Source organism: Rhodoblastus sp., assembly GCF_041915505.1.
GTDB lineage: Bacteria > Pseudomonadota > Alphaproteobacteria > Rhizobiales > Beijerinckiaceae > Rhodoblastus.
The window spans coordinates 1-6704 of sequence record NZ_JAYSBG010000188.1 but is presented as its reverse complement, the minus strand read 5'-3'; the positions used below and the strand labels follow the sequence as shown (position 1 = coordinate 6704).

The window sequence follows — 6704 nt, the reverse complement described above, 5'->3', positions numbered from 1 at the left end:
CAGCGCCGCGAGGCTGTTGGAGGGAATGGCGGAGCGATACCATTGGATGACATAGCCCTCGTCGTCGTAGTGCGAGGGCTTGATCAGGTGAAGCTCGAAAACCTTTTCGGCCATGAACGCTCTTTTCGCCGCGCGGATGTTTGAACCCGCGACCATAAACGGGAGCGGCGGCCGATTCCAGTCGTCCGCCGCCCTTGAAAGACAATTCGCCGCTTCCTTGACGCCGAATCATGACCTTTTTGCGGAGGCCGCCATAATTCAGGCCAGATAGGCCGCGGCGGCCGCGATCGCGCCCGCCGCGCCCAGGCCGATCGCCGCGCGCCACGGCCATAACATGCCGCGCAGGATGATGGCGATGGTCGCGATCGCTATGGCGATATGAAGCAGGGTCACGGCCACGGTCAGGATATGATGGCGGCGCTCATGCGTCTCGCTGGTTTCGAGCGCCGCCTCGGACCGGCTCTCGAGATCGCGCGCCTGCGCTTCGATCGTCTTCTGCTCCTCGGCGTAGCGCCGCGCCTTGTCCGCGAAATCCTGGCTTTTCGGCCCCGCGGTCTCCGACAGCGCCGCATAGAGATTCTGCTTCATGCTCTTGGCCTGGTAATAGGACCAGGCGTCGCTGGCCTTGGCCTGGAGTAGCACGGCATGGTTCTTGGCGCCGATGGTGGCTGCGGTTTCGATCGTCTCCAGGCTGCCGACCGCCGCCGCCAGCACCGCCAGCAGGGCGATGGTGATGGACACCATGGTCAGGCGGCGGTCCCCTAGGAGGGCGACATGTTCGGCGTGCTCTGCATGTTCGAAATGTTCAGTTGGCGATTCGTCCAACGGGGCCTCCCTGAGCCGGCTTTGACGCGACAATAAGCCTTGCGTCGACGTGCGGCAAAGGCGATCCGGCGCCGCCTCCGTCCCTCGGCCAGGCAGCGCCTCCGCCCCTCGGCCAAGTGGACAGGACCGGGGGCGACGCTTATAAAGTCGACAGACAGGGCAGGGCCGCGGCTTAGCCGCTCCCGCCGGCTTCTTGACGGGCGAGCTATGCAAAATCAACAGTTTGCGTCAACCGCGGCGCTTCGGGAGACCATGGTCGAGCGCCAGATTCGCACGTTCGACGTGACGGATCTCGGCGTCCAGGCGCGGATGAAGGACGTTCCGCGCGAGATTTTCGTCGATCCGACGCTCGCCAGCCTGGCCTATTCCGACGCCCGCCTGACCCTCGCGAGCCAGCCGCCGCGCGAATTGACCGCGCCGCTGATTCTCGCCCGCCTGCTCAAGGAGGCGCGCCTGCGCGAGGGCGAGCGCGCGCTGGTCGTCGCCGGGGCCACCGGCTATGCCGCCGCTCTGGTCGCCGGGCTGGTCGGCTCGGTCGTCAGCCTGGACGATGACGAGGCCTTTGCGGCGCGCGCCAAGGCCAATTTCGAAACCCTCGGGCTCGGCAACGCCAAATCGGTTGCCGGTCCGTTGGCGCTGGGCGCGCCGGCTGAGGCGCCGTTCGACGTCGTCATTGTCGATGGCGTCAGCCAGGGCGAGTTCGGCCCGCTGTTCGGCCAGGTCGCAGACCGTGGCCGCCTGCTCGCCATTGTCTCGGAGCGCACGGGCGCGCGCATGGGCAAGGCGATGCTGTACCAGCGCGCGGCGGCCGGCGGCGCCTTCAGCCCGCGCGCTTTGTTCGACGCCTCGGCCGGCGCGCTCGCGGCTTTCGCCAAGCCGCCCGAATTCGTCTTCTGAGCCGGACGCCGGGCGCCGCGCTGTGACATTTGGAACGCAGTCTCCGAATATTTGCAGAAATCGACGTCTCGATTGGCGCTCCGCCTGTTTTCAGGCCCGGCATGCGGTTGACGTGGAAGTTTACTTCCTTCATTTCTGGATTAATCATGCGGGTTCCTTCGCCGGGCCCGCCGCCTCGTCTGCCGCGGCATCTGCCGCCAACCGGGCGTGATGTGAGGATCATGAACTTGCGGCCTTCCTCGATTGTCGGTTTGCTGCTCGCGACTGTCGCGCTCGGATGTCATCCGGCCGCCGCGGAAACGATGTCCGGCGCGCTCTCCCGCGCTTACAGCAACAATCCGGACGTCAACCAGGCGCGCGCCGCGGTGCGCGCCCAGGACGAAACCGTCCCGCAGGCCAAGGCGGGTTGGCTGCCGAAGGCCAACGCCCAGGGCACCTATGGCCGCCAATTCTCGCGCTCGACCAATACGTTCGGGCAGAACGGCAGCGACCAGAAATTCACCGCCAATCCCACATCGGGCACGGTGACGGTGACGCAGACCCTGTTCGACGGCATGCGCACGGCCAACGGCGTGGATGCGGCCGAATCCGGCGTGCTGGCGGCGCGCGAATCCCTGCGCGGCCAGGAAATCACGACGCTGCAGCAGGGCGCGACCTATTACATGGACGTGCTGCGCGACACGGCCGTGCTCGGCCTACGCCGCAACAACGTCAAGGTGCTGCAGGTTCAGTTGCAGCAGACGCGCGACCGCTTCCAGGTCGGCGAAGTCACCCGCACCGACGTCGCCCAGGCGGAATCCTCGCTGGCGAGCGGCACGGCGGATGTTTCCGTCGCCGAAGCCAATCTTCAGGCGAGCATCGCCAATTTCCGTCGCGTGATCGGGGTCGAGCCCAAGCAATTGCAGCCGGCCCAGCCGATCGAAAAGCTGCTTCCGGCCACACTCGATCTGGCGGTCGCCACCGGGCTCACGCAGAATCCAAGCGTTATCGGGGCCCTGCATCAGGTCGATGTCGCCGAAGACCAGGTCAAGGTCAATGAAGGCGCGCTGCTGCCGCAGCTCGGCGTCCAAGCCCAGGTGCAGAATTCGAACGACACCTCCGGCTATCCGGGCTATGGCCTCTATACCGCCTCGGTGGTCGGCGTGCTGAACGTGCCGATCTATCAGGGCGGCTCGGAATATGCCGCTGTGCGCCAGTCCAAGGAAAAGCTGGGCCAGGCGCGTCTCGCGGTGGAAGCCGCCCGTTATCAGGTCCGGTCCGAAGTCATCACGACCTGGAACGCCCTGCAATCGGCTCGCGCCACCATCGCCTCCTTCCAGGCGGCGGTCAGGGCGGCGGAAATCGCGTTGACCGGCGTGCGCGAGGAGGCCAAGGTCGGCCAGCGCACCACGCTCGACGTCCTCAACCAGGAACAGGCGCTGCTCAATGCGCGCGTGCAACTCGTTCAGGCGCAGCGCGATCGCGTCGTCTTCTCTTACAACGTCATGGCCGCGATCGGCCGGCTGACGGCCGCGAATCTCGGCCTTGGCGTGATGGCCTACGATCCGAATCACCATTACGACGCGACCAAGAACCGCTTCTTCGGCCTGAGCACGCCGGACGGTCGCTAGGCCGGACGCGTGTAAAAAAGCGGTGCGCTGCGCCGCGCGAAGCCTTGCGGCGTCTTGCGCCGCCGGGCGTCGAAGCGCAGTCTGAATCTTCCCGATTCGCATTCGAGCGTCCAAAGTCATGACCGCATCGAACGGCCCGTCCCAGTCCAGTTCCCCGTCGACCCAGAAGGCTGCGCAAGAGGCGCCTCAAGAGCCGTCGATGGACGACATTCTCGCCTCGATCCGCCGCATCATCGCCGATGACGACGCGCTGCCGCTGAGCCGTTCCGCGCGGGCGGCCGCGGCGCAGCCGGCGCCGCCTCCTCCGCCGCCGGCCGCTTCCTCGGCCGACGCCTTGCTCGGCCTTGGCCAGCGGCTGTTCCGCGGCGGCGAGGCGGCCTCGGCGCCGGAACGACCCGCCGCCACCGCCTTTCGGCCGCCGGCCCCGCGCCCCGTGCCGGCGCCGGCGCCCGAAGCGCCCAAGTTCGAAGCGCCCAAGTTCGAAACGGCCAAGTTCGAAGCGCCCAAATCTGAACCGCCCAAGTCTGAACCCACTAAATCCGAAGCGCTGAGAGCGCCCGCGCTCAAACTGCGGGATTTCGCGCCCGTGGAGCCGCTCAACCTCCGTCCGGCGCCGGTCGATTCGGCCGCGCGCCCGGCGGAGGCGCCCGAAGCCGTCGCCAAAAGCGTCGAGGCGGCGCCGGGCGTCGATCCGGCGCAGACGCTGGAAGAGGCGGTGGCCGAAGCCGTCGCCATGACGACCGCGCCGGCCCAGGCCGTGGTCGAGGCCCCGGCGCCCGAACCCGCCGCGCCGCCGAAGGCCGTTCAGCAGCAGCCTGCCGAGGCCCCGAAGGGCGAGGAAGGGCAGGGCGCGTCGGTTGTGCCCTTGAACCCGACGGTCTCCAGCCTCGCCGAGGCGCGGCTCAAAGCCGCGCCCGCCGCCCAACGCGCGCCGGTCGCGCCGCCGCCGGTCCCGGCGGCGAGCAGCGAAACGCCGGCCGACCGCCCGTCCGCGAAACGGGTGGCCGCGCCGCCGCCGGCCGATCCCGTCGCGATCCGCGAGGCGGAGCCGCCTTTGCTCTCGTCCGCCAGCGGCGCCCGCATCGGGGCCTCGTTCGAGGCGCTCGCCGAAAGCCTGATGCTGCGCGATCCGGAAATGATCGAACGGCTGGCGCGCGAAATGCTCAGGCCCATGCTCAAATCCTGGCTGGACGACAATCTTCCGGTCGTGGTCGAACGCCTCGTGCGCGCAGAAATCGAGCGGATCGCGCGCGGGAGGCCATAGGCCCGCGAACGGTTGGCGTCCGCCAGAGCGAGCGGGCGTAAGAAGGAAGCGCGTAAGCCCCCGAGCTTTTGGCGTCCGCCAGAGCCAACGCCTGAGACTCCCCCTCATCCGGTCCTTCGGACCACCTTCTCCCGCAAGGGGAGAAGGAGCGCGCGCGCTTCGTTTTCTTCCATTTCCGTCGCCGCCGCGCCAAGTTCATTGACTTGCGGGCTTTGCTCGGTTTTTGTGCGGGCAAATCGCTCCCGCCCGAAATCGGTTCGCAACCCATGATGGAAAAGACTTTCGACCCCGCCGCCGTGGAAAGCCGCATTGCGGCCGAATGGGAGGCGGCGGGCGCCTTTCGCGCCGACCGGCCCGAACGCGTCAGCGCGACGCCGTTCACCGTGGTGATTCCGCCGCCGAACGTCACTGGCTCGCTGCATATGGGCCATGCGCTCAACAACACCTTGCAGGACATTCTCTGCCGCTTCGAGCGCATGCGCGGAAAGAATGTGCTGTGGCAGCCGGGCACGGATCATGCCGGCATCGCAACCCAGATGGTGGTCGAGCGCCGTCTTGCGGCGGCCGGAGAACCGGGCCGCCGCGATCTCGGCCGCGAGGCCTTTCTCGAAAAGGTCTGGGCGTGGAAGGCGGAATCGGGCGGCGCCATCGTCAACCAGCTCAAGCGCCTCGGCGCCTCCTGCGACTGGTCGCGCGAGCGCTTCACCATGGATCCGGGCTCGTCCAAGGCGGTGCTGAAGGCCTTTGTCGAGCTTTATCGCGCCAACCTGATCTACAAGGACAAGCGCCTCGTCAATTGGGACCCCAAACTGCTGACGGCGGTGTCGGACATCGAGGTGATCTCGCAGAACGTCAAGGGCTCGCTCTGGCATTTCAACTATCCGCTGGCCGATGAAAACGGCAATGCGACGGACGAATTCATCACCGTGGCGACGACGCGCCCCGAAACCATGCTGGGCGATACGGCGGTCGCGGTGCATCCCGAGGATGAGCGTTATCTGCATCTGCACGGCCGCTTCGTGCGCCTGCCTTTGGTCGGCCGCCTGATCCCCATCGTGGCGGATTCCTATTCCGATCCCGAGAAGGGCTCCGGCGCGGTGAAGATCACGCCGGCCCATGATTTCAACGATTTCGAGGTCGGGTCCCGCCACAGGCTGCCGCTGATCAATATTCTCGACGCCGAGGCGCGCATTCTCATCCGCGAGAACGAAGCCTTTTTGCAGGGTGTGATCGAGAACGACGATCTGTCCGAGACGCTCGACAGCCTGCATGGTCTGTCGCGCGAGGAGGCCCGCAAGGCGGTGATCGCGGCGATGGAGGCGCGCGGCCTGATCGCGACCATCGAGAACCACGAACATCAGGTGCCGCACGGCGACCGTTCCGGCGTGGTGATCGAGCCCTGGCTGACCGACCAATGGTATGTCGACGCCAAGGCGCTCGCCGGCCCGGCGCTGGCGGCGGTGCGCTCCGGCGAAACGACCTTCGTGCCGAAGAACTGGGAAAAGACCTTTTTCGACTGGCTGGAGAACATCCAGCCCTGGTGCATCTCGCGCCAGCTCTGGTGGGGCCATCAGATTCCGGCCTGGTACGCGCCGTGGGGCGCGGTCTATGTCGCCGAGACCGAGGAGGAGGCGCTGGCCGACGCCTTGGCCGACGCCGTGACCCGCGAGATCTACAGCGACGCCGAGGCCGAGGCCATCGCCAATGACCCGGACAAGGCGGCGGACCTGCTGGTCCGCGACGACGACGTGCTCGATACCTGGTTCTCGTCCGGCCTGTGGCCGATGTCCACGCTCGGCTGGCCGGAGGAGGACAACGACCTCGCGGCGCGCTATCCGACCGACGTGCTGGTCACCGGCTTCGACATCATCTTCTTCTGGGTCGCCCGCATGATGATGTTCGGGCTGCAGTTCCAGAACAAGGTCCCTTTCCGCCACGTCTATCTCCACGCGCTGGTGCGCGACGAGAAGGGCGCGAAAATGTCGAAGTCCAAGGGGAACGTGATCGATCCCTTGCAACTGATCGACACTTACGGCGCCGACGCCTTGCGCTTCACTTTGGCCGCCATGGCGGCGCAGGGGCGCGACATCAAGCTGGCGACCAACCGC

5 protein-coding genes are annotated in these 6704 nt (G+C 67.0%); 4 read left to right on the top strand and 1 reads right to left on the bottom strand.

The window, feature by feature from the left end; translation table 11 throughout:
- Positions 1-258: 258 nt before the first annotated feature.
- Positions 259-825, bottom strand: coding sequence for a DUF4337 family protein (locus ACE3S9_RS12345; protein WP_374546763.1), 567 nt, complete (start codon positions 823-825; stop codon positions 259-261).
- A gap of 252 nt (positions 826-1077) precedes the next feature.
- Between ACE3S9_RS12345 and ACE3S9_RS12340 the strand changes: the two genes are divergently transcribed.
- The 4 genes from ACE3S9_RS12340 to ACE3S9_RS12325 form a co-directional block, all read left to right on the top strand.
- A complete protein-coding gene (locus ACE3S9_RS12340; protein WP_374546761.1) occupies positions 1078-1722 on the top strand; it encodes a protein-L-isoaspartate O-methyltransferase in 645 nt (214 codons plus the stop codon).
- Positions 1723-1943: 221 nt separating this feature from the next.
- Entirely contained in the window at positions 1944-3332 is a 1389-nt protein-coding gene (locus ACE3S9_RS12335) for a TolC family outer membrane protein (protein ID WP_374546760.1), read from the top strand.
- A gap of 199 nt (positions 3333-3531) precedes the next feature.
- Positions 3532-4596 (top strand): PopZ family protein, encoded by a 1065-nt coding sequence (locus tag ACE3S9_RS12330; RefSeq protein WP_374546759.1) that lies wholly within the window; start codon positions 3532-3534, stop codon positions 4594-4596.
- 266 nt (positions 4597-4862) lie between these two features.
- Positions 4863-6704, top strand: a 1842-nt coding sequence (locus ACE3S9_RS12325) for a valine--tRNA ligase (RefSeq protein WP_374546757.1), incomplete at its 3' end; no start/stop codon positions are given.

Excerpts from the sequence above, each read along its gene's own strand:
- ACE3S9_RS12335 (WP_374546760.1), top strand. The coding sequence starts at position 1,944 with ATGAACTTGCGGCCTTCCTCGATTGTCGGTTTGCTGCTCGCGACTGTC.
- ACE3S9_RS12330 (WP_374546759.1), top strand. The coding sequence starts at position 3,532 with ATGGACGACATTCTCGCCTCGATCCGCCGCATCATCGCCGATGACGAC.
- ACE3S9_RS12340 (WP_374546761.1), top strand. The coding sequence starts at position 1,078 with ATGGTCGAGCGCCAGATTCGCACGTTCGACGTGACGGATCTCGGCGTC.